The following is a 24,380-nucleotide window of genomic DNA, read 5'->3' as shown; positions in this document are numbered from 1 at the left end:
ATGGCCAAGGAAAACAGACAGGTCCCGTTTGGCTATGAGCCGCCGCAGGAGGTGAAAACCGGCACGCTGCTTGTGTACGGGGATTTTGCGGACACAGGAGCCGCCGGGCTGGCGGAGATTTACCGGTTTGCCGGGCAACGGGGCTTTGACCGGATTGTGCTGTACCCCATTCATGAAGAGACGGCCAGGCGGATGGGGCTCCCGCCTTTGCCGCCCTATTACCGCCGGGTCCAGGAGCTGGAGGGGGCTATGGAGGAGGCGGAAGCCTATCTGCCGGCAGGCGCCAGAGCCCTTCTGGACCAATGGGAAGGAAAGCGGAAGAAGTATACGCCTGTGGACACGGCGTTGGCTTTCTTGACGGAGAAGCATCGGGGTCCGTTTTTCGTGTGGATGCCGGAGGCTCTGGCACTGAAATGGGCGGGCTACGAATCCTTTAAGGAATGGATTCGCAAGCTCCGCCTGATTGTGGCCCCTCCTTCGGGAGGAGCCCGGCATCCGGCGCTGGAGCAGTTTTCCCACCGGTGGGAGTATGCGCGGCCCTTGGAATAGGTGACTCGGAAATCGGTTGATCTGCGGAGATCGGCGTAGATCAGCAGAGATTAGCCGTTCTGTACGGAACTCAGCGACCCTTAAAGGCTAAAATCAGCCAGTTAGCCGTTTTAACGGAACTCAAACACCCTTGGAAGGCTTATTGGTGTCCGGGAGACGGCCAATTGCCGCTTTAAGAGGCTCAGAGTTCCGTTATTTTTATTGAAGCTGCGAATTTTCTTCATAAGAGTCGGATAGTTCCGCAACCTGGCCGCGGGAGAGCTTAAAAAGCTAATGGTCAGCTAAACTAGAGAGTGTCGCAGCTAATCGCAGGCTGCCATCCGATAATTTGAAAACGGTATCACATTTAGACGAGTCTGCCTCGCCGCAGCCACACAGCCGGATCACCGGTGAAGCTTCGGCGGACAGACCCGCGGATGCCGTGCTGCCTACGGCATTTTACCCTTATTTCTTCCGCTTCTTGTTCTTCTCCCCATCCTTGAAGCCATTCTTGGCAGCGCCTGTCTGCAGCGTATCGTTGACAAACTCCATATCCTGATTTTCCGCTTCCATCCGTCCTGTTCCCTTGTAATTTCCTTGATGGACCTTGTTTTCCGGCATGTGGACTCCCCTCCTTACAGTTAAGGTTCGCATGTCGCGGGCTGAATATGCATCCGGACCGGGAGCGGCGCAGGCTTGTCCCCCAAGCTACCCCTTCAGGCGGTGCGGGACCCCGACTTAGGTCCAGTCCGAAAAACAGTCGCGGGTCCGTTTTGAAGAAAGCCGGAATGGCCTAAAATGAAAACATGAACAACACAAGGAAACAAACGAAAGGGGTGAACAACGGATGAAACGAAACGGAGGAAGCGGATTTGCCATACTGCTTATCGCCTGCGGCGCCTTGATACTGGTAGGCAGGCTGGGCCTGGGCAACATCGCCGGCTTCATTATCGCGGCCGCCATGGTGGCGTTGGGATTCTACAGCGTCAAAAACGGCAGCAAGTTCATGGGATGGGTGATTCTCATCATCGGCGGTCTGGTGCTGATGAGCAAGCTCTCCTGGATTATCGGACTGGTGCTGGCTATCGCCTTGATCGGCTACGGAGTATCTCTTCTAAAGCGCAACCGTCCCATGATTTAATCTTTTGACTATAGAGGCAAGGAGGCAAGGAACAGATGAGCATAATGAAGCGGGTCCGGGACATTAGCGTAGCCACGCTGAATGAAATGCTGGAGCAGGCGGAAGATCCGGTAAAGCTGATCGACCGGTATCTGTACAGCCAGAAAGAACAGATTGACGAGTCTGAGCGGTTATACATGCAATGCTTGAATCACGCTCAAGGGCTGCGCCAGCAGCTGACCGCAGCGGAGCAAATGCGGGATAAACGGGAGCAGCAAGCGCTGATTGCCCTGAAAGCGGGGGAGGAAGCGGTAGCCAAGCTGGCTCTCCAGGAAAAGATGCTTCACGAGGAGAAGGCGGAGCAATACCGCGGGCTCTACGAAGACAGTAAAAACGCCATCCTGGAATTGCAGGAGCAGCTAAACCAGCTGAAAGCCGATTATCAGGAAGTGGCGGCCAAACGGAGCTATTATCAGGCCCGGTTGGAAACCCTGCGGCTGCAGCAGCAGCTGAACGCCAGAATGGCAGGCAGAGCAACGGGAGATACGCCCCGTATGTTCGCCCGGCTGGAGGATAAGGTCTCCGATATGGAAATGGAGGCCAGAACCCTGCGGGAAATCCGCCAGGCCGGCCGCGACATTCTGTATACCGCCGGAGCTGCCGTCCAATCCGCACTGGATGTGGAGATGGAAAAGCTGAAGCGCAAGCTGGATAAGGAAGGTTGGGACAAATCATGACGAAACTGTACCGGTCCAGAAGGGACAGCAAGCTGACAGGCTTGTGCGGCGGCCTTGCCGAGCTGCTGAATGTGGATTCCACCATTCTGCGCCTGGTGGTGGTCATAACGACCTTTTTCTCGGGCGGCACCGTGATTCCCATCTATATTATCGCAAGTCTGGTGATTCCGAAGGAACCCGGCTTCAATACGCCTCCCATGTATCCGCCTAACGGAGGCCAGGGCTACTACGGCAATACTTATGGCGGACCGCACCAAGGCGGCGCTTACCAATCCGGTCCTGCCCGTCACCAAGACCCCTATCACGCCGGTCCGGCTCATACAGCCCGGCCGTCCGCCCAGCAACAGGCACAGTCCCCCTCCATCGATGAAATGATGAAGGATGTAGAGAAGAAAGCCATGTGGAAAGAAATCGAAGAACTTCGGGCCAAAGTGGCCAAATACGAGAAGGGAGAATAAAACAATGGGTGTATTTACAAGACTGAAGGATATGACGAAGGCGTCGATCAATGAGCTGCTGGATAAGGTGGAAGATCCGATTGTGATGCTGAACCAGTACATTCGCGATATGGAAGAGGAAATCGCCCAAGCGGAAGTAACGGTAGCCAAGCAAATTGCCAGCGAGCGCAAGCTGCAGCAACGGGTAGCGGAGCATTCCCGCCTGGCTGCGGAGCGCGAGAACCAAGCCGCGGCCGCGTTGAAGAACGGGCAGGAAGCAGTGGCCCGTCAAGCGCTGGAGGAAAAGCTGTACCATGACCAAAAGCTCAACGAGTATCTGGAAATGCACGCTCAAGCCAAGGCGCAAGCCGAAGAGCTGACCCGTCAGCTGCATGAAATGAAGGACGAATTCTACAAGCTGCGCAATAAGCGCAATGAGCTGACCTCCCGGGTGCAGCTGGCCAAGTCCAAGAAGCAAATGGCTCAAGTGACCAACCATAACAGCATCGAGGGAGGCAACGCGGCAAGAGGGTTCCACCGCATGGAAGAGAAAATCATGCAGTTGGAAGCCGAGGCGGAAATCGCCGGCAAGCCGTACCTGCCCGGTGTTGGCGCCGCATCCTACACCACTGTGGATCTGGCCAAGCAGGAGAAGGTGAATGAGCAGCTGGAAATTCTGAAGCAAAAGCTGGCCATTCCCTCCAATAACGAGGCTGCCGGGGAATAAACCGGAAGATTCACCGCTTTCTCAAAAATCAGCTATTCTTGCCGGCAGGAAGTATGATATTCTAATTCAAGGAAAAGCCATAGGGCCAACTGCCAAGCCTATGGCTTTTTCATACGAAGACGCCCCAAAAGTATCCGGAGGACTTGGCTTCGGAGCATTTGTCACTTTTGGGGGATGGTTTTGCCGGGTTACAATGACGCAGGGCGGGCCGCAGGAGGTGCGACACTTATGGACAGCAGGCAGCCAAACTACAACCGGGGCCGGAACACCTATCTGGTATTAATCGGAGCGGGTCTTTTTGTGCTCCTCAGCAAAGTTGTCGCCACGCCTGCAACTGTTATCTCCCTGTTTATGGTTGCGTTGGGCGTTTATTGCATTCGCTCCGGCACCCGCCGCAAGGGTTATGTGCTGCTGGGCATCGGCGGCTTTATTCTGGTGGGCAGCCATTTTGCGGTCATTGTGTCGCTGGTTCTGATATCCTTGGGATATTTCTATATCAAAAGCAAGGAAATCCACGGAGAGACAGGGGCCATTCAACGGACAAGGCTTATCGAGAGCCAAAAGCGGAACAAGGAAGCCTGGATTCTCCGCAGCCTCAGCCTGTGGTGTGTCATTGGCGAGCTGAGCCTGGATTTTACCCTGGCTATTCCCGAGGAGCCGGAAACCACCCTGGTCCTGCAGGGCATGATTGGCGATATTGATCTGTATTTCCCGGAGGATATGGCGGTTTCCATCGAAAGCTCAGTGCTGTTCGGGCAAATGAGGGTGGGCACGGAGCGGGAATCCGGCACGATGAACAAGATCCGCTGGCAGTCGCCGCATTATGAAACGGCGGATACGAAGGTGAAACTAATTGTTTCCTATCTCGTAGGAGATATTGACATTAAGGTGCTTTAAAAAGCTATTGCTTACGATGCAAGCTTTCCTTTCGGAAAGCTCTCAGGAGGGGGACGCCCGTGGGCAAACGTCTGACCAATATGATTTGGCGCAGCATGGGCGAATCCATTGTATTCAGCCTGGCGCTTTTGGGGCTTGCGCTGTATTTCCTTTATATATACGGCTTTTTGACGGCTTTTTCCTCATGGCGGGAGGGAGCGAAGCTCTTTTTGGGGATGGCGGGAGCCTCCGTGCTCATCGGCGGTGGGTACGGCTTTTGGTCCAGCCACCGGAATTCCGCCCGGCTGGAGCAGCTTCAGGACGTGATGATGCTCCTGGAGAAGGGCAATCTTTCCCGTGCGGTGCCTTATCTGGGCGAGGACGAGATTGGCCGATTGGGCCAGCAGCTGAACCGGATTTCCCGGAAATGGGAGGAGCAGGTGTCTTCTCTCCAGCGTTTGTCCACCAATAATGCGGAGCTGGCGGAAAAAGCGCGGTATTCGGCGGTCGTCGAGGAGCGGCAGCGTTTGGCCCGGGATCTTCATGATGCTGTCAGCCAGCAGCTGTTTGCCATTTCCATGACGGCCACGGCGGTGGGCCGGACCTTGGAGAAGGATTTTGAAAAGGCCAAGCGGCAGATTCACCTGATCGAGGAAATGTCCTCTGTGGCCCAATCGGAGATGCGTGCCCTGCTGCTTCATCTGCGGCCGGTGCATCTGGAGGGCAAGCGGCTTGCCCAGGGGCTGCGGGAGCTGCTGGCGGAGCTTCAGGCTAAGGTGCCCATCGACATTACATATGAAATGGATGAGGAGCTCCAGCTGCCCAAAGGGATTGAGGATCAGCTGTTCCGGATTGTGCAGGAGGCGCTGTCCAATACTCTGCGCCATTCCAAGGCGACGCAGATGGAGATTAAGCTGCAATGTCCCGCTGACCTGGTCAGACTGTCTGTGCGGGACAATGGGGTGGGCTTTTCCCCGGATGAAGAAAAGCATGCCTCCTACGGGCTGCTGTCCATGCGGGAGCGGGTCACTGAAATCGGCGGTTCCCTCAATATTATTTCTGCCCCGGGCAAAGGAACCCGGATCGAAATCCGCGCGCCGGTGATGGGCGAAGAGGAAGGAGAGCTGGTCGATGGAAGAACAAGCGGAAGAATCCATTAAGGTGCTGCTGGTGGACGATCATGAGATGGTTCGCATCGGACTGGCCGCCGTGCTGGGCACGGAGGACGGCATTGAGGTGGTGGGCGAAGCCAGCAACGGCATGGACGGCATCCGGCTGGCCCAGGAGTACAAGCCGGATGTGGTATTGATGGATCTGGTGATGGATGGGATGGACGGCATTGAAAGCACGCGACGGCTTTTGCAGCTGGTGCCCGATTGCAGAGTGATTGTGCTGACCAGCTATTTGGATGATGAGAAGATGTATCCGGTTATCGAGGCGGGAGCGTTCAGCTACCTGCTGAAAACCTCCCGGGCTACGGAGATTGCGGCGGCTATCCGCGCGGCGGCGCGGGGGCAATCCATTCTCGAATCCCAGGTGGCCTCCAAGATCATGAACCGGTTCCGCCAGCCCAAACCGGCCCATGCTCCCCACGAGGATTTAACGGAGAGGGAGATGGAGGTGCTCCAGCTGATCGCCGGGGGCAAATCCAATCAGGAGGTGGCGGACGCGCTGTTTATCGGCATCAAAACCGTTAAGTTCCACGTCACCAACATTCTTGCCAAATTGGGTGTGGAGGACCGCACCCAGGCGGCCATATATGTTCACAAGCACGGTTTGGCCGAGTAGGGCGTGTCTGAAACAGCCTCCGATTCCCGGGAAGGGAAACGGAGGCTGTTTGTTTTTGGGGGAATGTTTTACCAGAACCGGTTCAATAGCAGGCCTTGGTGGGGCAGCTGGGAATACCATTCCCGGGAGGCCAAATAGTTGGCATACCGCTTGTAGCGGCTATTGTCCCGGTTCAGCAGGTCCTCCGCCGGCACCGATTCCATCTCTGCGATCAGCTTCAGCAGGCCGGGGATTAACCCGTGTTCTCCTGTCAGAAGCGCGGTCACCTCAGCCAAATGTCCCAGGTCCTCCAGCTCGTCCTCCCGGGGAAAGGGCTCCCGGATGCGGCTTAGTTCCCGTTGGAAGCGGGGATTCAGATAGTCTGCCGATTGGGCCAGATGTTCCCCCAGCCCATCCAGAGCAGCATTCAGCTGCGCCAGCTTCTCCCGGATGTGCGCCCAGTCGGGGGCGACAGTGAATACGGCGGGTTTGGCGGTACTGGCCAGCAGCTGCAGATGCAGCCCCAGGGCAGGCAAGGTTAGCCGGTTTTCGGACGCAAATGTCCAGTCTCCTCCGTTTACCCGGTATTGGGCATCGGAAGCAGGCTGGTCCTTGATGGTTAATCCTGTAGCCGAGGCCATATTGCCCTCCAGATCCTGCAGGAAAAAAGCGCCGTCGGCGCCGGTTGCGGCGGCTTCCAGCACCAGCCTGATCCGTCCGGTATCGGAGTCCTTTTCCATGGAGGCGCGGACCCGGTCGGAGGCGGTATTGATGCTGTTTCTAAGCCAGGTCAGGGCCGCTTTATGGGACATGCCTTCCCCTGCCAGCCATTGCAGCTCCTTGTTTTCCTGGCGCGTAGCCAGCACCAGCCGGTTCATGCCGCGGCGGACGGTGGTGGGGGCATCAGGGGCAAAAAAGGCGGTGCGGCTGATCTGGGCCACGGCCAAACGCCTGATTTCCAGGGTATAGGCGCCTAAAGGGGCTCCCGGCTCCGCCTTCACATGGACCGCCTCCGGGCTGCCGTTGTCCACAGCGCGGCGGTTCAGGGCCTGGCTTGCAGCCGGATCGGCCAACTGCTCGGCGATTCCCCTTAAGACGGCTGCCGCCGCCAAGACCTTGGCCAATGCAACGGCAAACCGCTCCGCCGCCTCTATATCCGCTTCCTTGGCATAAGGAAAGGAGGCTGCTTTCCGCCGCATATGGGCATAAGGCGACTGGGCCCTGCGGATGACAGCCGCGGTGCTGTACCGGTAAAAGTCGAGATGCTCCTCATAGGATTTCAGCTTGCGGACGGGGCGGATAGGCAGCATGGGCAATCTCCTCATGAACGGTTTTCTAAAGAGGCCGGAACGATTTCCTAATCCCAATATTTACCCTTATTATAGCATTCCGAACCAAATCCGGCATGATCGCAAGGCCTTATCCTCCGGCTCCCGATTCAAGGCGGAGAATTGCCAGAATTGCCTGTTCGCCTATGACCGAATACGGGCTTAAGCGTAAGATGTAGCAACAAGGGCTTTAAGGGAGCGATACCCCATGGTTAAGATTCGGACCCGGATTCCGGAGCAGGATGACAAGGAGCTTTTTCAGCTGATATTGACCCGGCTGATTCCTTTTGCCCGGCAGGCAAGACCCACGATTAAATTCAGGCGGAGTGAAATCATCGACAGATGGCGCAAATGCAGGGTGTACGTGGCGGAAGGGACCGGCGGCAAGGCTGTGGGGTTTATCAGCTGCAAAACGGAGGGCCAAACCTTATCCATCGACATGCTGGCGGTTTCCCGGGAGGCGGAGGGCCGCGGCATCGGCAGTGCGCTGATTGAAACGGCAGAGCGCTACGGGCGGCGCCGGGGGGCTGTGTTAATGCGGCTGGGCGTTGATGAACCCAATCGGCATGCCAGGCAGTTTTATGAAATGAAGGGGTTTCAGGTGGAAAGCTACCTGCCTGAGCACCGGATGCTGATTTTGTCCAGAAGGATAAAATAAAAAAACAGGGGTGCATAAGGGCAACTGGTCCAATCCCCTGTTTTTTTGCGGAAATGAAGCAATACGAATTTCATAAGGGGATATTTTATGTGAAAGCGGTTGTATCGTTTGGGAATGGCGTCAAGGTATGCTACACTTTATGCTAGGAATAGCCGGCGCCTGCGGCAGGGAGCAGGGGCGTTTATTATTTTGAATACATTTTGAATACATAAAGGAAGAAGGGTCAGGTCCATGAGCGATTCGCGCTTTGATGCGTTTAAAGAGAACGGTGCGGTATTTTTTATCTTTGGTGCAACGGGGGATTTGGCCAAGCGGAAGCTGTTCCCCGCTTTTTTCAGCCTTTATAAAGAGGGCAAGCTCCCCGAACGGTTTGCGGTCATTGGCCTGGCGCGGAGAACCAGGACCAAGGAGCAGTTCAAGGCCGATCTTCTCCAATCCATCGCCGAATTCGCCCGTTATAAGGTGAATATCGAGGATGAAATCTGGCAGCGGTTTGTGGAGCACTTCGAGTATCTGTCCCTGGACATTCACAATGTGGAGGGGTATAAAGCGCTGAAGGATGCCTCCGAGCGGCTGGAGGACAAGTTCGACATTAAGGGAAACCGGCTGTTTTATTTGGCCCTGGCGCCGGAGCTGTTTGCCGGTGTGGCCAATAATCTGAAGCAGGGCGGGCTTTTGGAGGGCAGCGGCTGGAACCGGCTGGTGATTGAGAAGCCCTTCGGATATGACCTGGAATCCGCCGAAAAGCTCAATCGCCAGATCGGCGAGGTGTTCCGCGAGGAGGAAATCTTCCGGATCGACCACTACCTGGGCAAGGAAATGGTCCAGAATATCGAAATTATCCGGTTTGCCAATGCCTTTTTTGAGCCGTTATGGAACAACAAATATATTGCCAATATCCAGATCACCCTAAGCGAGACGGTTGGGGTGGAGGAGCGGGGCGGCTATTACGACCACTCCGGCGCCATCCGGGATATGGGCCAAAACCATATGCTGCAAATGGTCACCATGATGGCTATGGAGCCGCCCTCCAGGCTGAATCCGGAGGATATCCGGGACGAAAAGGTGAAGGTGCTCCGCTCTCTGCGGGTTCATGAAACCCTGGAAGATGTGCGGGCCAATGTGGTGCGCGGCCAATATACGGACGGTGTACTCCGGGGCAAGGCCCTGCCCGGCTACCGGTCGGAGGAGGCGGTGGCGCCGGATTCGGTAACCGAGACCTACTTCGGCGCACGTCTGTATGTGGACAACTTCCGCTGGGCGGGGGTGCCCTTCTATATCCGTACAGGCAAACGGCTGCCGGTGAAAACCACGGAGGTAGTGGTGGAATTTAAGAACATGCCGGACAATATCTATCTGGCCAAACGGACCAAGCTCCAGCCCAATCTGCTGGTGTTCCGGGTGAATCCCCTGGAGGGCATTTACATTAAAATCAACGCCAAGCAGCCGGGTTCGGATTCCCTGATCATTCCGGTAGCCATGGATTTTTGCCAAAGCTGCCAGGTGGGGCTGAATACGCCGGAAGCGTACGAGCGGCTTTTGTATGATGCGGCGCGGGGAGAATCCACCTACTTTACCCGGTGGGACGAGGTGGCTTTGCAATGGCGCTTCGTGGACCGGATCGTCCAGGCGTGGAAGCGGGATTCCCGCGACCTGAGCCTGTACCCTGCCGGGTCCTGGGGACCGGAGGCCATGGATAAGCTGCTGGCGGAGGACGGCTTCCACTGGTGGCCGATCAATGGCCAGGAGGAAAGCGATGTGCTGTGGGTGAAGGGTCAGGAGTAAATGGGGAAGCCGCCGGAAGCAGGAAGCCGGCGGCTTTTTTGTGCCGACTCCGGCGGATTTTTCCGGAGTAATCGGCAAAGCTGGAGATGTACAGGAACCGGATGGAAATCGTATAATAACAGGCAGGGGATGATGCAACGAAGGTTTTTTGCATAAAAAAATATCCAATAAGGGGTCTGTTACATGAACCGAAGAGGTTTTCTTCAATGGCTGGCTGCTCTTGCCGTGGGCGGTGCGGTTGTAGCCACAGGGCTTGTCCGCTGGCGGCCCGGCGCAGGCGGAGGAGACGTTCCGGAAGCCTCCGGAAGTCCGTCGCCCGCACCTTCAACCGATGCTCCGTCACCCACGCCCTCGGCAGGACCGGAGGGACCGCTGCTGTCATTTTTTATTCTGAGCGATCTTCATGTGAATTCGGGGGTGGCTTATCCGTCGGAGCATTTGAAGAAAACATTGGATGAGGTTACGAAGAAATTCCAATCCGCTACGGATTGCATCATTTTTACCGGGGATGTAACAGAGTCGGGTACGGATAAGGACTACAAGGAGCTCCGCTCCGTATTGTCCAAGTACAAGCTTCCGCCATATTATGCCAACATGGGCAATCATGATTATTACCGGGTGTGGATTGACAAGGAGGACAACTGGAATCAGAAGGGCTTTCCCAACGGACGGACGGATGAAGAGTCCCAAAAGGCGTTCCTGGACTTTTTTAAGCTGGAGAAGCCCTATTACGAGGTGGAGGTGAAGGACTATCTGATCCTCATGATGTCGCAGGAGATTTATCAGCAGACGAGAGCGGATGTAGGCGAAGGCGCCTGGTATTCGGAGGAGCAGCTGAATTGGCTGAAGGACCGCCTGGCGGCCAACAAACCGGGCAGGCCGGTATTTGTGATGATTCACCAGCCGCTGCCCGCGGCGGGGCAGGACGGAGGCTCCCACCGGGTCATTCCGGCGAAGAAGTTCCGGGAGATTCTGCAGCCGTACCCCAATGTGTTTGTATTCTCCGGCCATGGGCACCAGGACTTCACCAACGGAACCGCCCACTATTTAAAGGAAAGCTTCCACTGGTTCGTCAACTCGTCTGTGGGACGGGTGCTGAACGCCAAATACGAGCATGTCCGGCCGGATGCCGCCCAGGGGCTGTACGTGCAGGTTTTTGCCGACCGGGTGGAGCTTAAGGGCAGGGAATTCAGCACCGGGGAATGGATACCGGAGGCGGACTGGAAGGTCAAGCTGCAATCTGTTAAAGTATAAACATTGACGATATATGCCTGACGGAGCGTAAGTTGTGTGCAGGCCTTAGAGAGGAATCAAAAAAAGCATGAGTACATCCTTAACCCAAGAGCTATTGACGGAAATCGATAAGCGGCGGACCTTCGCCATTATTTCCCACCCTGATGCAGGTAAAACCACTTTGACGGAAAAGCTGCTGCTGTTCGGAGGCGCTATCCGCCTGGCCGGTACGGTTAAGGGGCGGAAGGCCAACCGCCACGCCACCTCCGACTGGATGGAAATTGAGAAGCAGCGGGGGATTTCGGTTACCTCCTCCGTGATGCAGTTCGATTACGAGGGCCACCGGGTCAATATCCTGGATACCCCGGGTCACCAGGACTTCAGTGAAGACACCTACCGGACCCTGACGGCCGCGGACAGCGCGGTGATGCTGATTGACTCGGCCAAGGGTGTCGAGGCCCAGACCAAAAAGCTGTTCCAGGTTTGCCGCAAGCGGGGCATTCCGATTTTTACCTTCATTAACAAGCTGGACCGGGAGGGCCGGGACCCCTTCGAGCTTCTGGAGGAGATTGAGAATCTGCTGGGAATCCGCTCCTATCCCATGAACTGGCCCATTGGCTCCGGCAAGCAGTTCCGCGGCGTATACGACCGGGAGAAAACCCGCTTGGAGCTGTTCCAGGGGGGTGACCACGAGCACCACAACATCAGTGTGAAGGAAGTCAGCGGCTACGATGATCCCCTGGTCAAGGAGGTGGCCGGACCGGATTATCTGTATGAGCAGCTTCAGGAGCAGCTGGCCCTTCTGGAAATCGCCGGAGACGCCTTCGATTACGAAAAGGTGCGGACCGGGGAGCTGACGCCGGTGTTCTTCGGCTCGGCCATCAATAACTTCGGCGTCCAAACCTTCCTGGACAATTTCCTGTCTCTTGCGCCCAAGCCCCAGCCCCGCGCCAGCAGCGAAGGCGAGGTGCCCCCTTCCGAGGAAAAGTTCAGCGGCTATGTGTTTAAGATTCAGGCCAATATGAATCCCGCCCACCGGGACCGGGTGGCGTTCCTGCGGATTGTCTCCGGCAAGTTCGAACGGGGGATGACGGTGAAGCATGTGCGGGCCGGCAAGGACATCAAGCTGGCTCAGCCGCAGCAATTTTTGGCCCAGGACCGGGATATTGTGGATACTGCCTATCCGGGAGACATTATCGGTCTGTTCGACCCCGGCATTTTCCGCATTGGGGATAGCCTGTGCCAGGGCAGCCAGAAGACCTTTGCCGAGCTGCCGGTATTCTCCCCGGAAATTTTCGCCAAGGTATCCATCAAGAACGCCTTGAAGCAGAAGCAATTCCTGAAGGGAATTGATCAGCTGACGGAGGAGGGCACCATTCAGGTGTTCAAATCCATCGGCTTTGAGGATATGATTCTCGGCGTAGTTGGCCAGCTGCAATTTGAGGTATTCGAATACCGCATGAAAAACGAGTATGGCGTCGATGTGCTGATGCAGCGTTTGCCCTTCCAGTTTGCCCGCTGGATTGTGGATGAGAAGGTTGACCCCGGCAAGTTCCGCGTCAACTCTCAGCTGGTCAAGGACAAAAGCGAGAATTATGTGGCGCTGTTCGAGAATGAATATGCCCTGCGCACCTCCATGGAGAAGAATCCTACGGCCAAGTTCCTGGAAACAGCGCCGTAAGCGGGCGTTTCATACATGATAAAAAGCCCCTTGTCCGGTGCTGTTGCCGGATGAAGGGGCTTTTTGGGATGATGCTGTGCCGGTATACTCACATTGGAGGCTGATCCGGTTGTTCCTGCCGGTTTTGCTGAAGCTGTGCAATTTGCTCCAGGGTCAGGTCAGCCGCCTCCGCAATTTCCGGAACAGTCAGCTTGCCCTTTTCCAGGAGCCTTCTTGCCACCTCGAGTTTGCCTTCCATTTTTCCTTCAATCTTACCTTCAATCTTACCTTCAATCTTGCCTTCCAGCAGGCCCTTTCGGCGGGCTTCCCGTTTCAGCTTGGGAAAATCAAACCAGGGCTCAAGCATCTGCCTCACCTCCTTGTCCACTTGGGTTTGGTAAACATCATAATGGTGATATAAGTAATCGGTGATGCTTTGCAGCGCCCGCAGGAGCTGCTCGAAGTCACCGGTATCCAGCTCATCATGGTTATAAAGCATCTCCAACTGCTCCAGCGTCCGGGTAATAATCTTCTTCAGTTCATCGAACTCGGCAAGCATTCGCTGCCGTTTCTCTGCAGTGGTCAAGCCGCTTCGCGCAATCTGCTGCAGGCGCTTCCTCACCCGGAAAACCTGAAGCGGAATCAAGGCATAAAGCTGCTTCCCGGCTAATTCTTCCCCCGTATAGGTCCAATAGCGCAGGGTGGGGGCCCGGTATTCGGCTGTCTGTCCGTCGGGAAAATGCAGCCGCAGCTGAACGGACTCTGCGATCCGGTGGTTTTCCTCCAAGAAAATCACCAGCTGCCGCGGGAAAAACAAATCGATGGCATCCGTTGGCGCGGCCTGAGCGGAGCGGTAATGCTCCAAGGCATGGCGGAAGCCGTATTCAAACATCCGGACAGCCATGGAGGAGTCATTCAGAGTCTGAAACTCCACGTGAAACTCCTTTTTTCCGCCGGGGAGCTCCACCGTCAGGAAGAAGTCCCCTTCAATAGCCCGCAATCTGTCATTGACAAACCGGCTGTTGGCATAGTGCAGCTTCACACTGTCCTCGGCGAGGGCTTCCTGAAACAGCCCGTTAATCAGCCGGACCACCGTCCGTTTGGATAATCGGAACAGCATGCGCATAATGTGATCCAGCTGAACCGCTTCGCGTTTACCCCTTTTTTTCCCTTGTTCGCCCATGCGCTTTCTTCCCCCATTATACCATATTCTGTTCCCGGACCGTGTGGGCGGCGCCACAAATAGAAAAAGCGCCGACCGCTCCCTTGCAGGAGCAATCGGCGCATGCTTTGCGTCGTTGTATATGCTTGCGATAAGCATAACATACGGCAGGCCGGATGTCGAGAAGCGGCAGCCGCATAATTTTGCCGGCAATTCCACTTCGCCTGCTCCAACCGTCAAGTCCCCACATAGGATATGGATGACGGGCATCAAGCAATTTGACGGGAAAAGAGGGGACGGAAAGCGTGCAGAGGTTTGTTCACAGCAAGTGGAGGAAGACGGAGGCCATTAAGGTGAATCCTGCGGTGCGGGAGCATATTCCCGATACCCGCCAGTTGGGGAAAGCTACACTGGAGGCGATGCTGTCGGAGTATGGCATGGTCTATGTCAAGCCGGACAAGGGCACCTTCGGCAAGGGAGTCATCCGTGTGGAACGGGAGAACGGCGGATTCAAATTCCAATCGGGCACCACGATCCGCACCTTTTCCACCTACGACGGGTTATATGACGGTTTGAAGCGGGTTACGGGAGGACGGCAATATTTGGTTCAAAAGGGCATCCATCTGCTGAAGTATGGCGGCAGACGGTTTGACATCCGGGTGATGGTGCAAAAAAGTCCCGCGGGGCGCTGGGAATCCACCGCCATGGTAGGGCGGGTAGCCTATCCGGGCAAAATTGTCACCAATTATCACAGCGGCGGTACGCTTAAGCCGGTGCCCACCCTGCTTCAAGCACATATGGGAGAGTCGGAGCGGGCAGCCTTTACAGGAGGGCTGAAGCGGTTGGGCGTTTCCGTCGCCAGGCAACTGGAAGCGGCTTATCCCGGCATCAAGGAGGTCGGCATTGACATTGCAGTGGACCGGAGCCACAAAAGCTGGATTCTGGAAGTAAACACCTGTCCGGACCCTTATATTTTCCGTGTCTTAAAGGATAAGGATATTTCCCGCAAGGTGATCCGTTATGCCAAGGCGTACGGACGGATTAAATCCAAGTAACATTCCTGTTGTAGCATTTTCGTAAAAACTTCCTACTGCTCTTCTTTCATTTTGGTGTATAGTAGAGAAAGTAAAGTGTTTATGCACCATGAAAGGAGCAGCAAGCCATGCAAGTGATGTACCGCTTTAACCGTTTTATTGAAAAATGGATGCCTTTTGTAACGCCATGCAGCCTGCTGCTTGGCGTCTTGTTTTCCACCTGGCTCACTTCGTTTTCCTTTCTCGTGCCCTGGATATTCGCCTTTATGACCTTTGCCGGAGGGCTTGGGTCGGGCTTTAAGGACATGAAAAAGGTGATGCAGCACCCGGCCCCGCTGTTGGCCTGCATGCTGATTCTGCATGTCTGGATGCCGCTGATCGCGTGGGGTGCCGGCCATCTGCTCTTCGCCAATGACCCGTATACCATAACGGGGATTGTGCTGGCCTTTGCCATTCCTACGGGGATTGTCAGCTTTATGTGGGTCAGCCTCTATCAGGGGAATATTGCCCTGACGTTGTCCATTATTCTGGTGGATACCTTCCTGGCCCCTTTTGTCGTGCCTTTTACCCTGCGGCTTCTGGTAGGAGCCAACGTATCCATTGATATCTGGGGAATGATGCAAGGGCTGATCTGGATGGTCGTGCTGCCTTCTGTGGCGGGAATGGCGTTGAACCACTGGACCAAAGGCGGCGTCAAAACTAGTCTGGCCCCCAAGCTGGCGCCGTTCAGCAAGATCGGCCTGATCCTGGTGGTGGCCATTAACGCCTCGGTGGTTGCCCCCAATTTCAAGCATATTGACGGGAAGTTTTTGGCGGTTGCTGCCACCATTCTGATGATTGCGGCCTCCGGCTATGTATGGGGCTGGCTTACCGGCAAAGGTCTGAGGGGCGATAAGGGCGTCATTGTAGCCATGACCTTCAACAGCGGCATGCGCAATATCAGTGCAGGCGCGGTTATTGCCGCCACTTATTTTCCCGCTCCGGTGGTATTTCCGGTTATGGTGGGCACGCTGTTCCAGCAGATTCTGGCCTCCACCTACGCCCATTTCTTAAGCAAAGCCTACGGCAGCCGCGATGAAGGGATTCCGCTCAAAACCAAACCGGCGGCCAAACCAAGGGATCTGGCGGCCAAAGGGTAAAACAACAGCAACCGGCTGGCTATCCGATGGACAGTCAGCCGGTTTTTTCGTATATGTTGCAATACGCATTAGTGGTGGTGCAAATTTTCCTTTAAGGTATTTACCAGTTCCTGCTGGATCTGTTCATCCGTATGGGTCCAGATGATTTCAAACAGTACCCCCAAGCCGGGCAGCGCACGGTCATCCCCGCCGATGGAGCCTTCAATGACTTCACGCAGTTCTTCATTGTTTTTATCCTCCACCCGGCGAACAATCGCCTGACGCAAATCCAGATTCATTTGCCTAATCCCCCGTTTCAAAAAACTGATATTCCTTTACTAATATGCACAGCCCTGCGCAGCTTCATGCTTCCCCGGAGGTTAACAGGTGGTTCCAGCGGCAAGGGCCGGGCTATTTCAGGATTTTATGCTACAATAGAAGCATGTGCATAGCGCGGCGAAGGGAGCCAGGAACAATGAAAAAACAATTTGCGATTATTGGGATGGGGCGTTTTGGCTCCAGTGTGGCCGAATATCTCGGCAAGCTGGGGTACGAGGTGCTGGCGGTGGATGATAATGAAGCCAGAATCCAGGAAATCAGCGACCGGGTGACCTATGCCGTCCAGGCGGATTCCACGGATGAGGATGCTCTCCGCAATTTGGGCATCCGCAATTTTGATGTTGTGGTAGTTGCCATTGGGCAGGATGTCCAGGCCAGCATTATGACCACCCTGATTCTGAAGGAAATGGGCGTTCCCAACATCATCGTCAAGGCGGCAAGTGAGCTGCAGGGCAAGGTGCTGGCCAAAATCGGCGCCGACAAGGTGATATTTCCCGAGCGGGATATGGGCAGACGGGTGGCCCACCATCTGATTTCCCCGCATATCCTCGACTACATCGAGCTGTCCGAGGAGCACAGCATTGTGGAGGTCCGGGCCGGGGAGGCGATGGCGGGGCAATCCCTGCGGGAGCTGGATATCCGCGCCAAATACAGCTGCAATGTGATGGGAATCCGCAGAGGGGACAAGCTTAATATTGCCCCCAACGCCGATGAAAAGCTCCAGGAGCAGGACATTCTGGTCATCATCGGGGAGAATTCAAACCTGACCCGGCTGGAAAAGGTGGTAGAACAAGCATGATCATTACATCGGCAGCCAATCCCCGGGTAAAGGCCTGGAGCGCTCTTTTGACCAAACGGGGAAGGGATGAGCAGGGCGCTTTTCTGCTGGAAGGCGTTCATCTGACCCAGGAAGCCCTCCGGTCGCAAGCAAAGGTGCAGACCATTCTTTACAACATGGACCGGGAGCTGCCAGGGGAGCTGGAGCATTACCGCTCTGCCGGTGCTATGGCGGAGCAAAGCGGCAATGTGGAATGGGTAGGGGTAAGCGAGACGGTTCTGGCCAAATGCACGGAAACCAAAACCCCCCAAGGGGTTGTTGCCGTATGCGCCAAACCGGACTATGAGGCGGCGGCTTTTTTGGAGTCCAAACAGGCCCTTGTAGTGGCTGTGGACGGGGTTCAGGACCCGGGCAATCTGGGGACCATTATCCGTACCGCCGATGCCGCGGGAGCAACCGGTGTGCTGCTGGGACGGGGAACAGTGGATTTGTACAACCCGAAGACAGTCCGCTCCACCATGGGCTCCCTGTTCCATCTGCCCATAGCGGAATGCGACCTGAAGGAGCTGCTGCTTGCCGCGGGCCGGCAGGGCATCCGGCTGGTGGGCACCCGGCTGGACGCCCGGCGTCACTGCTACGAGCTGGACCTGCGCCAGTCCGTCTGGTTTCTGGTGGGCAATGAGGGCAGCGGGCTTTCTCCGGAGCTGGCCGCATATGTAAACGAGGACATTATTATCCCCATGCCGGGACAAGCGGAATCCCTGAATGTGGCTATGGCCACGGGCATTCTTTTGTACGAGGCTGTGCGGCAGCGGCATTTTTCAAAATAATTTAAGCGCATGTTGGACCAAGCCTGCGGGATTTTCTTGCAGGCTTTTCTGCTTGTTTTGGCAAAGGGCCGGCCCAATCATTTCATCAGGTATGGTTTTGGCGGCCTAAAAAGTTTTATCAGGCATATTGCATGTCATTTCCCGGCGGGAGATGATGCTTATAGGTTATCTGAAGCGAATGGATGAAATAGACTCCAGGAGGAATCCGATTGAGCAAATATTCGCTGCGTTTACTTTCGTACAGTCTGGTGTTAGGCATGCTCCCCGCTGTGCTGATCGGCTTCGTTTCCCATTCCATGGCTTCCGGGGACATCGAGAAAAAGGTAAAAGAGGTGAATATGGAATGGCTGGCGCAGACCCAGCTGCGGGTGGAGCAGATGCTCAAGTCCATTGAAAAATCGGCTACCCAATTTGCCAACTCGTCTCTGGTCAAGTCATCCATGAATACCTCCTTCGGCTCAGCGGATTTTGAATCGGTCCGGGAGCTCTCCAAGGAGCTGTACAATTTGCAATCCGGCGATGCCGTCATTACCCAGGCGTATCTGGTGAATTTTAACCGCAGCTGGGTGCTGAACTTAAATGTTCTGAAGCCGCTGGAGCAATTTGAGGACAACCAGGAGTTTGCCGGTTATGCCAAGGAGCCGAAAAGCATCCAGTGGTATACAGGGCTGGCTCCCTCCAACGGGGACGGGTTTGCCGATTCGGTGGAATCCATTACATTGGTGCACAAAATCCCCATCCTGCCCCAGACGGACAAACCCCAGGGGCTTCTCGTTATCCGGATTGTGGCGTCGGAAATCAATGAGGCGCTGGCCCCCTCCAATATTTCCAACCGCAACTATATTCTCGACCGGGACGGGGCCGATGTGCTGGCATCCGAGGCGGAGAAGAACCGCTATGCGGGAGTGAGCCGCGCCGTGGAGCAGCGTCTTGCGGCTGCCCAGGATGAGCGGCAGGGCCAGGGGCTGTTCAATATGAAGCTGGACGGCGAGGAAATAGCCGTGCTGTACCGCTCCTCCACCTATAACAGCTGGACCTATGTGTCTGTGGTCTCCATCGGCGAGCTGCAGAAGGAAACGGACAAAATTGCCCAGCTGACCTTCCTGGTCTGTGCCTCCATTCTGCTTATTGTCGTTGCCGCGGCGCTATATGGCAGCAGGCGGATGTACAAACCCATCGGCAACCTGCTGGAGGTGGCCAGGGGGTTGGGCTCCTCCGGCCAGGAGCATCAGACCCAGCCGAAAAAGGATGAGCTGGAATTTATCAAAAACAGCATGCAGTCTCTGGCTGTTTCCCGGGACCGGGTGGAGCAGCAGATGCTGGGGCAAGCCAGTCATTTGAAGGAATTTTTCGTGCTGAAGCTGTTTACGGGCCAAATGACGGAGAATGACTACCTGTTCCGCTCCTCCAGAGACGGCTTTCCCGCCGGTTGGAAATGGCTGGGCGTACTGGCTCTCCAGATTGACAATCTCCAGGAAACCCGCTACAGCGAGGAGGACCGGGAGCTCTTGCTGTACGCCATCAGCAATATTGCCCAGGAGGTGCTCCCGGCCTCCATGCGTTTTCCGCCCATTACCATCAACCAGTCCCAGGTGACGCTGCTTGCTGCGGATCAGGAAAACAGGGAAGAGGTCCGGGGCCTGTTTTATGAAGCGGCGGAATGCATCAGGCGGTATGCCGACCAGGTACTGCAGCTGAAGGTGAGCATCGGCATCAGCAATCCCTTTGTCCAGCTTACCGATACGGTCAAGGCATTCGGCGAAAGCCTCACCGCCTTGAAGGCGCGGATCAATCTGGGGCCGGAGATCATTGTCCATTACGGCGATATTGAGAACAGCCAGGGGACAGACCGCTACGAAAATTCCCATCTGAAGGTGCTGGAGGAAAGGCTTGTTTACGCCATTAAGGAGCTGCAGCCCCAAAGCGCCTCCGCCGTTTTCCAGCAATATTTAAATGCGCTTTTGTATAAGGAAGGCCACCTGGAAAAGCACCAAATCCTGCTTGTGCAGCTGGCCTCCCGGCTTATCCAGCTGGTGCAGGAGCAGGGAATCTCCCTGCAGAAGCTGTGGGGGGACGATGGAGTGATGGAGCGGCTGTTCCACCTGCAGACCCGGGAGGAAATTATCCATTGGTTTGAATCGAAGCTGTTCGGCCCGATGATCCGGGTCTTGTCGGAAAAGTCGGAGAGCCAGTATATCAAAATCGCCGACAAGCTGGTGCAGATGATCCAGGAGCAATACGACCGGGACATTACCCTGGAATCCTGCTCGCAGCTTCTCAATTACCATCCCGTTTATTTGAGCCGGATTTTCAAGCAGGAAATCGGCATTCCCTTCAGCGAATATCTGACCGACTACCGGATGAAAATGGCCAAGGCGATGCTGGAGACCACCGACCTGAAAATCTCCGAGATCAGCCAACGGCTGCATTACAATAACGTCAGCTCCTTTATCCGCAGCTACAAAAAAATGTACCATCTCACACCGGGACAGTACCGGGAGAAGATTCTGAAGGGGCAACTGGAGTAATCCTGGCCGGGCAATACATGATATCCTAAAGAAAAAGGTGGAGCCGGATGAAGAAAGCGGTGGCGGCTGGTTGCGTTTTTCTGATTGTGGCGGGGATGCTTGCAGGATGCGGCTCCTGGGGCGGAGAAGACGGCGGCACCGGCGGGGAAAGTCCGTTTTATTTGTCCATCGGGGCCCCTCTGATCGGAGAGCTGCCTCCCAAGAATAATGCCGTGGAGCAAGCCATTGAAGCCTATACCCATACCGATTTGCAAATCCAGTGGATTCCCCTGTCCGCTTACGATGACAAGCTGCGGCTGATGATCGCTTCCGGGGAAATGCCCAAGCTGATCAAAATCAGCTATTCCCCCACCTACATCGCCACCATGAAGGCGGAGCAATTCTGGGAGCTGGGGCCGCTGCTGAAGGAGTATCCGTCCTTGTCGGCGCTGGACCGGCAATATTATGACAACATTTCGGTGGAGGGCAGAATCTACGGCATCCCCATTATCCGGGAGCTGGGGCGGGCCGTGATCCAGTACCGCAAGGACTGGTTTGACGCGTTGGGTCTGCAATTGCCGGTTACCCTGGAGGATTGGTACCGGGTGGTGCGGGCCATGACGCTGGATGATCCCGACGGCAACGGGAAGCGGGATACCTACGGCATGGTGCTGGAAAAAAGGTACAACCAGGATGTCGGCTCCCTTTTGACCCGGATCTCTGTCTCCCAGGGCGGGCCCAACAAGTGGCTGGAGAAGGACGGGCGGTTTACCCCGGAATTTATGACCAAGCCCTTTTTGGAAACTATGAAGATGTTCCGGCGGCTGTATCAGGAAAAGCTGATCAATTCCGACTTTGCCGTGGTGGATACCAATGAAACGGCAAGAATTTACGATTCGGGCCGGGCCGGCATCCAGATTAACGGCGGCAATGCCCAGACCTGGATGGATAAGCTGGGCAAAACCGTTCCGGACGCCGCGGTGGACGTGGCTCCCCTCCGGGGGCCAGCGGGCATCCGGTTGCCCGGGGAAGCGGGGAATGCCGGATTTTTTGCCATTCCCAAGGATTCCGTGAAAACTCTGGCCGAGGTCAAAAAAATTCTGCAGTTTCTCGACAAGCTGCTGGAGCCGCCGATGCAGACTGTTATTGGCAAGGGGGTGGAGAACCGCCATTGGAAGGATGCAGGGGCGTTTACGGAGGTGCTGGACCGCACGCTGGACCTGAAGGAAGTGAAGCCTTACCGGGACATGCTGCTGCGCCAGGCCGAGGAATCGGATGCCATCAAACCCAGCTCCCAGCCGGAGCTGTTCCGGAAGAGCCAGCAAATCAACAGGGAGAACAGGGCGCATATTGTGGATAATCCTGCCCTGACGCTGGAATCCGATACCTTTGCGGAGCTGGGCAAGGAGCTGGACACCCTTATCACGGATGCGGAAACCAAATTTATTATGGGGCTGATTGACGAAGCGGGCTGGGAGGCTGAGCTGGCCAAGTGGAGGCAGGCCGGCGGGGAACGGGTGATCCATGAATACGAGGAGGCCTACAGCAAACGGAACAGGAAATAAAACAAAGGCTCCAAACGGATATGGCTTCAAATCTGCGGTCCCGGTTCTGCAATGATGCAGAGCCGGGGCTGTTTTTTTGCCGCCTCCCGCCCCGCCACTGTCCGCAGCACAGCCGGAGTTTCCCATGGTTTTATCATGCGCATCCGAAAGTTGTGAATGGCATATTCCCGGGAATTCCCGCTGCCCACGGCAACATGGTTTTACCAGCCCTATAGCCTGTTATGGCAACCTGGTTCAAGATGGGGGCAGAACACAGAGAACTCATAGGAGGTTGCGAAGATGAAACAGGAAGTGGCTGCTCCGGCGGTGGCTCCCGGCCTGCAGGCCAGGAAGGGCAAGCTGGGCATTCTGCTGCGGGATATGGTCCGGGATAAATGGCTGTATCTGATGCTGCTCCCCGGCGTGATCTATTTTATTGTATTCAAGTATGTGCCCATGTACGGGGTAACCATGGCCTTCCAGGACTACAAGCCCTATACCGGTTTTTTGGGCAGTCCGTGGGTCGGCCTTAAACATTTTGAACGGTTCTTCTCCGAGCCGCAGTTCGGCGTGCTGTTCCGCAATACCGTTATTCTGGCGGTATACAATCTGATTTTCTTTTTCCCCATGCCCATCATTCTGTCCCTGATGCTCAATGAGGTGCGGCGGGCCAAATTCAAAAACTTCATTCAAACCCTGGTTTATATTCCCCACTTCGTTTCCTGGGTGGTGGTGGTGGGAATTTTCTATATCCTGCTGACCACGGAAAATGGCGTGTTAAACGAGTTTCTCTACCGGCTCACCGGCCAAAAAATCGCCTTCCTGCTGGAAGCGGAATGGTTCCGGACCATGATCATTACCCAATCCATCTGGAAAGAGGTGGGCTGGGGAACGGTTATCTTCCTGGCTGCTTTGGCAGGGGTGGATCTCCAGCTGTATGAGGCCGCCCGGATTGACGGGGCAGGCCGCTGGCGCCAGCTGTGGCATATTACCCTTCCCGCCATCCGCAGCACCATCGTCATTTTGTTCATTCTCCGGCTGGGGAATTTCCTGGATTCCGGCTTCGAGCACATCTTCCTCATGCTGACGCCCACCAACCGGGAAGTGGGGGAGGTCTTCGACACCTACGTCTATACCAAGGGCATGACCCAGGCCCAATACAGCTACAGCGCAGCGGTGGGGCTGTTCAAATCCGCCGTAGGTTTGGTGCTGGTGCTGGGGTCCAACTGGCTGGCCAAGAAATTCGGTGAGGAGGGCATTTATTAATGCTTGCCCTAACGAGGAACGGAGGAGCACATCATGCAACATGATAAAACACTAGGCAACCGGATTTTTGACATTGTGAATGCCCTGCTGCTGACAGTGATTGCAGCCGTATGCGTCATGCCGTTTATATACGTGCTGGCCGTGTCGTTTACCAGCCCGGCGGAGGTGGCCAGGGGCGGCTTGATTCTGTGGCCCAAGGAATGGTCATTGGCGTCGTACCGCTACATTTTCTCCACGGACACGCTGTTCCGGAGCATGCTGGTCTCCATTTATATTACGGTGGTGGGAACGGTGATCAACCTGTTTTTCACCTCTCTGATGGCCTATCCTCTGGCCAAAACCCGGCTGCGGGGCCGTCAGGTAGTGCTTTTGGGCGTGCTGTTCACCATGCTGTTCGGCGGCGGCATGATTCCCACCTATTTTGTGGTGAAGGGGCTGCATCTGACCAACTCCCTGTGGTCGCTTATGATCCCCAGCGCCATCAGCGCCTTCAATCTGATTGTGTTGAAGAACTTCTTCCAGCAGATTCCCGACGGGCTGGAGGACTCGGGACGGATCGACGGCTGCACCGATGTAGGGGTCCTGTTCCGCATTGTGCTGCCCCTGTCCCTGCCGGCTATGGCCACCTTCGGCCTGTTTTATGCGGTGGGCCACTGGAACCAGTTCTTTAATGCCATTCTGTACATCAACGACAGCCGGCTGTACCCCATTCAGGTGCTGCTCCGCCAGATTGTCATCCTGTCCCAAAGCCGCATCGGCGATACCTCCATCGACAATACGGATATCCAGCCGCTTACCATCCGCATGGCGGTTATCGTGTTTGCCACAGTTCCGATTCTGCTGGTGTATCCGTTCCTGCAGAAGCATTTTGCCAAAGGAGTTATGCTGGGCTCGGTCAAAGGCTGAGTGCTGCCGGCAAGAGCTGTATGCTATGCACATCCGGACG

Annotated in this window: 24 protein-coding genes; 20 read left to right on the top strand and 4 right to left on the bottom strand. The window is 55.6% G+C overall.

What is annotated here, in order from left to right; all coding sequences use genetic code 11:
• Complete coding sequence (locus DQG13_RS22425; protein ID WP_113022376.1) at positions 1-549, top strand: hypothetical protein; 549 nt, start codon at positions 1-3, stop codon at positions 547-549.
• 444 nt (positions 550-993) lie between these two features.
• Here DQG13_RS22425 and DQG13_RS30955 read toward each other — a convergent pair whose 3' ends face one another.
• Complete coding sequence (locus DQG13_RS30955) at positions 994-1,149, bottom strand: hypothetical protein (protein WP_181592923.1); 156 nt, start codon at positions 1,147-1,149, stop codon at positions 994-996.
• Positions 1,150-1,375: 226 nt separating this feature from the next.
• Between DQG13_RS30955 and DQG13_RS22420 the strand changes: the two genes are divergently transcribed.
• From DQG13_RS22420 to DQG13_RS22390, 7 genes are all read left to right on the top strand, one after another.
• The gene (locus DQG13_RS22420; RefSeq protein ID WP_113022374.1) at positions 1,376-1,669 is read left to right on the top strand and encodes a LiaF transmembrane domain-containing protein; all 294 of its coding nucleotides are present in this window, start codon (positions 1,376-1,378) and stop codon (positions 1,667-1,669) included.
• Between the two features lie 35 nt (positions 1,670-1,704).
• Positions 1,705-2,385 (top strand): PspA/IM30 family protein, encoded by a 681-nt coding sequence (locus DQG13_RS22415; RefSeq protein WP_113022372.1) that lies wholly within the window; start codon positions 1,705-1,707, stop codon positions 2,383-2,385.
• Positions 2,382-2,843: a PspC domain-containing protein gene (locus DQG13_RS22410; RefSeq protein ID WP_113022370.1), complete on the top strand. Its 462-nt coding sequence runs from the start codon at positions 2,382-2,384 to the stop codon at positions 2,841-2,843. Before DQG13_RS22415 ends, DQG13_RS22410 begins: the two co-directional genes overlap by 4 nt.
• Before the next feature lie 4 nt (positions 2,844-2,847).
• Entirely contained in the window at positions 2,848-3,549 is a 702-nt protein-coding gene (locus DQG13_RS22405) for a PspA/IM30 family protein (protein WP_113022368.1), read from the top strand.
• 228 nt (positions 3,550-3,777) lie between these two features.
• Positions 3,778-4,446, top strand: a complete 669-nt coding sequence (gene liaF, locus DQG13_RS22400) for a cell wall-active antibiotics response protein LiaF (protein ID WP_113022367.1) — start codon at positions 3,778-3,780, stop codon at positions 4,444-4,446.
• An 80-nt stretch (positions 4,447-4,526) separates the two neighbouring features.
• Positions 4,527-5,585, top strand: a complete 1,059-nt coding sequence (locus DQG13_RS22395; protein ID WP_113022434.1) for a sensor histidine kinase — start codon at positions 4,527-4,529, stop codon at positions 5,583-5,585.
• Entirely contained in the window at positions 5,557-6,213 is a 657-nt protein-coding gene (locus tag DQG13_RS22390) for a response regulator (protein ID WP_113022365.1), read from the top strand. Before DQG13_RS22395 ends, DQG13_RS22390 begins: the two co-directional genes overlap by 29 nt.
• Before the next feature lie 68 nt (positions 6,214-6,281).
• Here the strand turns inward: DQG13_RS22390 and DQG13_RS22385 are convergent, their stop codons facing one another.
• Positions 6,282-7,502: a hypothetical protein gene (locus tag DQG13_RS22385; RefSeq protein ID WP_113022364.1), complete on the bottom strand. Its 1,221-nt coding sequence runs from the start codon at positions 7,500-7,502 to the stop codon at positions 6,282-6,284.
• Between the two features lie 226 nt (positions 7,503-7,728).
• Here DQG13_RS22385 and DQG13_RS22380 point away from each other — a divergent pair, with 226 nt between their 5' ends.
• From DQG13_RS22380 to DQG13_RS22365, 4 genes are all read left to right on the top strand, one after another.
• Entirely contained in the window at positions 7,729-8,178 is a 450-nt protein-coding gene (locus tag DQG13_RS22380) for a GNAT family N-acetyltransferase (RefSeq protein ID WP_113022362.1), read from the top strand.
• Between the two features lie 231 nt (positions 8,179-8,409).
• Positions 8,410-9,963, top strand: coding sequence for a glucose-6-phosphate dehydrogenase (gene zwf, locus DQG13_RS22375; protein ID WP_113022361.1), 1,554 nt, complete (start codon positions 8,410-8,412; stop codon positions 9,961-9,963).
• A gap of 183 nt (positions 9,964-10,146) precedes the next feature.
• Entirely contained in the window at positions 10,147-11,217 is a 1,071-nt protein-coding gene (locus tag DQG13_RS22370; protein WP_113022359.1) for a metallophosphoesterase family protein, read from the top strand.
• 67 nt (positions 11,218-11,284) lie between these two features.
• A complete protein-coding gene (locus tag DQG13_RS22365) occupies positions 11,285-12,877 on the top strand; it encodes a peptide chain release factor 3 (protein WP_113022357.1) in 1,593 nt (530 codons plus the stop codon).
• 88 nt (positions 12,878-12,965) lie between these two features.
• Here DQG13_RS22365 and DQG13_RS22360 read toward each other — a convergent pair whose 3' ends face one another.
• Complete coding sequence (locus DQG13_RS22360) at positions 12,966-14,039, bottom strand: RpnC/YadD family protein (protein ID WP_113022356.1); 1,074 nt, start codon at positions 14,037-14,039, stop codon at positions 12,966-12,968.
• Between the two features lie 284 nt (positions 14,040-14,323).
• Between DQG13_RS22360 and DQG13_RS22355 the strand changes: the two genes are divergently transcribed.
• Both DQG13_RS22355 and DQG13_RS22350 read left to right on the top strand, forming a co-directional pair.
• The gene (locus tag DQG13_RS22355) at positions 14,324-15,073 is read left to right on the top strand and encodes a YheC/YheD family protein (protein ID WP_113022354.1); all 750 of its coding nucleotides are present in this window, start codon (positions 14,324-14,326) and stop codon (positions 15,071-15,073) included.
• Between the two features lie 107 nt (positions 15,074-15,180).
• Positions 15,181-16,191 carry a bile acid:sodium symporter family protein gene (locus DQG13_RS22350; protein ID WP_113022352.1) on the top strand — a complete coding sequence of 337 codons (1,011 nt, stop codon included), beginning with the start codon at positions 15,181-15,183 and terminating at the stop codon, positions 16,189-16,191.
• Between the two features lie 68 nt (positions 16,192-16,259).
• Here the strand turns inward: DQG13_RS22350 and sspI are convergent, their stop codons facing one another.
• On the bottom strand, positions 16,260-16,469 hold the full coding sequence (sspI, locus tag DQG13_RS22345) for a small acid-soluble spore protein SspI (RefSeq protein ID WP_113022350.1): 210 nt from the start codon (positions 16,467-16,469) through the stop codon (positions 16,260-16,262).
• A gap of 176 nt (positions 16,470-16,645) precedes the next feature.
• On the opposite strand from sspI, the gene DQG13_RS22340 reads away from it, so the two are divergent.
• The 6 genes from DQG13_RS22340 (at position 16,646) to DQG13_RS22315 (ending at position 24,340) form a co-directional block, all read left to right on the top strand.
• Positions 16,646-17,308, top strand: coding sequence for a potassium channel family protein (locus DQG13_RS22340; protein ID WP_113022348.1), 663 nt, complete (start codon positions 16,646-16,648; stop codon positions 17,306-17,308).
• Positions 17,305-18,117 carry a TrmH family RNA methyltransferase gene (locus DQG13_RS22335; protein ID WP_113022346.1) on the top strand — a complete coding sequence of 271 codons (813 nt, stop codon included), beginning with the start codon at positions 17,305-17,307 and terminating at the stop codon, positions 18,115-18,117. Before DQG13_RS22340 ends, DQG13_RS22335 begins: the two co-directional genes overlap by 4 nt.
• A 209-nt stretch (positions 18,118-18,326) precedes the next feature.
• Positions 18,327-20,645, top strand: a complete 2,319-nt coding sequence (locus DQG13_RS22330) for an AraC family transcriptional regulator (RefSeq protein WP_113022344.1) — start codon at positions 18,327-18,329, stop codon at positions 20,643-20,645.
• A 47-nt stretch (positions 20,646-20,692) separates the two neighbouring features.
• Positions 20,693-22,189 carry an extracellular solute-binding protein gene (locus tag DQG13_RS22325; protein ID WP_113022342.1) on the top strand — a complete coding sequence of 499 codons (1,497 nt, stop codon included), beginning with the start codon at positions 20,693-20,695 and terminating at the stop codon, positions 22,187-22,189.
• Positions 22,190-22,468: 279 nt separating this feature from the next.
• Positions 22,469-23,434 carry an ABC transporter permease gene (locus DQG13_RS22320; RefSeq protein WP_113022340.1) on the top strand — a complete coding sequence of 322 codons (966 nt, stop codon included), beginning with the start codon at positions 22,469-22,471 and terminating at the stop codon, positions 23,432-23,434.
• Positions 23,435-23,467: 33 nt separating this feature from the next.
• Positions 23,468-24,340, top strand: coding sequence for a carbohydrate ABC transporter permease (locus DQG13_RS22315; RefSeq protein WP_113022338.1), 873 nt, complete (start codon positions 23,468-23,470; stop codon positions 24,338-24,340).
• The last annotated feature ends 40 nt before the right edge of the window (positions 24,341-24,380 follow it).

The sequence above is a fragment of the Paenibacillus sp. YN15 genome (genome assembly GCF_003285005.1).
In the GTDB taxonomy this organism is placed as follows: Bacteria; Bacillota; Bacilli; order Paenibacillales; family NBRC-103111; genus Paenibacillus_AR.
This window is presented reverse-complemented; position numbering and strand designations above follow the sequence as displayed.

What these genes read in the sequence shown, in the direction of transcription:
- DQG13_RS22320 (WP_113022340.1), top strand. Translation starts at nt 22,469, where the DNA reads ATGAAACAGGAAGTGGCTGCTCCGGCGGTGGCTCCCGGCCTGCAGGCC.
- DQG13_RS30955 (WP_181592923.1), bottom strand. Translation starts at nt 1,149, where the DNA reads ATGCCGGAAAACAAGGTCCATCAAGGAAATTACAAGGGAACAGGACGG.
- sspI (WP_113022350.1), bottom strand. Translation starts at nt 16,469, where the DNA reads ATGAATCTGGATTTGCGTCAGGCGATTGTTCGCCGGGTGGAGGATAAA.
- DQG13_RS22410 (WP_113022370.1), top strand. Translation starts at nt 2,382, where the DNA reads ATGACGAAACTGTACCGGTCCAGAAGGGACAGCAAGCTGACAGGCTTG.
- DQG13_RS22340 (WP_113022348.1), top strand. Translation starts at nt 16,646, where the DNA reads ATGAAAAAACAATTTGCGATTATTGGGATGGGGCGTTTTGGCTCCAGT.
- DQG13_RS22420 (WP_113022374.1), top strand. Translation starts at nt 1,376, where the DNA reads ATGAAACGAAACGGAGGAAGCGGATTTGCCATACTGCTTATCGCCTGC.
- DQG13_RS22395 (WP_113022434.1), top strand. Translation starts at nt 4,527, where the DNA reads ATGATTTGGCGCAGCATGGGCGAATCCATTGTATTCAGCCTGGCGCTT.
- DQG13_RS22335 (WP_113022346.1), top strand. Translation starts at nt 17,305, where the DNA reads ATGATCATTACATCGGCAGCCAATCCCCGGGTAAAGGCCTGGAGCGCT.
- DQG13_RS22415 (WP_113022372.1), top strand. Translation starts at nt 1,705, where the DNA reads ATGAGCATAATGAAGCGGGTCCGGGACATTAGCGTAGCCACGCTGAAT.
- DQG13_RS22425 (WP_113022376.1), top strand. Translation starts at nt 1, where the DNA reads ATGGCCAAGGAAAACAGACAGGTCCCGTTTGGCTATGAGCCGCCGCAG.
- DQG13_RS22385 (WP_113022364.1), bottom strand. Translation starts at nt 7,502, where the DNA reads ATGCTGCCTATCCGCCCCGTCCGCAAGCTGAAATCCTATGAGGAGCAT.
- DQG13_RS22325 (WP_113022342.1), top strand. Translation starts at nt 20,693, where the DNA reads ATGAAGAAAGCGGTGGCGGCTGGTTGCGTTTTTCTGATTGTGGCGGGG.
- DQG13_RS22315 (WP_113022338.1), top strand. Translation starts at nt 23,468, where the DNA reads ATGCAACATGATAAAACACTAGGCAACCGGATTTTTGACATTGTGAAT.
- DQG13_RS22405 (WP_113022368.1), top strand. Translation starts at nt 2,848, where the DNA reads ATGGGTGTATTTACAAGACTGAAGGATATGACGAAGGCGTCGATCAAT.
- DQG13_RS22360 (WP_113022356.1), bottom strand. Translation starts at nt 14,039, where the DNA reads ATGGGCGAACAAGGGAAAAAAAGGGGTAAACGCGAAGCGGTTCAGCTG.
- DQG13_RS22365 (WP_113022357.1), top strand. Translation starts at nt 11,285, where the DNA reads ATGAGTACATCCTTAACCCAAGAGCTATTGACGGAAATCGATAAGCGG.
- zwf (WP_113022361.1), top strand. Translation starts at nt 8,410, where the DNA reads ATGAGCGATTCGCGCTTTGATGCGTTTAAAGAGAACGGTGCGGTATTT.
- DQG13_RS22380 (WP_113022362.1), top strand. Translation starts at nt 7,729, where the DNA reads ATGGTTAAGATTCGGACCCGGATTCCGGAGCAGGATGACAAGGAGCTT.
- DQG13_RS22390 (WP_113022365.1), top strand. Translation starts at nt 5,557, where the DNA reads ATGGAAGAACAAGCGGAAGAATCCATTAAGGTGCTGCTGGTGGACGAT.
- DQG13_RS22350 (WP_113022352.1), top strand. Translation starts at nt 15,181, where the DNA reads ATGCAAGTGATGTACCGCTTTAACCGTTTTATTGAAAAATGGATGCCT.
- DQG13_RS22370 (WP_113022359.1), top strand. Translation starts at nt 10,147, where the DNA reads ATGAACCGAAGAGGTTTTCTTCAATGGCTGGCTGCTCTTGCCGTGGGC.
- liaF (WP_113022367.1), top strand. Translation starts at nt 3,778, where the DNA reads ATGGACAGCAGGCAGCCAAACTACAACCGGGGCCGGAACACCTATCTG.